Raw genomic sequence first — 256 nt, 5'->3', positions numbered from 1 at the left:
GCCGCGCCGTTATCAAAGGGTACTTCGTCGAAGGAACCGAGCTGGAATCCATTATGACTACGCACAAGCAGTCGGTCGAAGGGCTGGCCGAATTCGGCAACGATACGGGGAATCCGTCTTACGAGCTGCGCGAGGTGGACGACGAAGACTGGGCGAACGCCAGGAAGCAGTACTTTAAACCTGTCCGCATTACGGAACGTTTAACGATCAAACCGACATGGGAAGAATATACGGCAGCGGAAGGCGAGATTATTTT

The 256-nt window shown here is 53.5% G+C and carries 1 protein-coding gene; it reads left to right on the top strand.

The features are described 5' to 3' along the window. A partial coding sequence (locus KVT34_RS30555) for a 50S ribosomal protein L11 methyltransferase (RefSeq protein WP_217563327.1) occupies positions 1-256 on the top strand: 256 nt, incomplete at both ends.

The organism is Paenibacillus sp. GbtcB18 (assembly GCF_019091125.1).
GTDB classification, from domain to species: Bacteria; Bacillota; Bacilli; order Paenibacillales; family NBRC-103111; genus Paenibacillus_F; species Paenibacillus_F chitinolyticus.
This window is presented reverse-complemented; position numbering and strand designations above follow the sequence as displayed.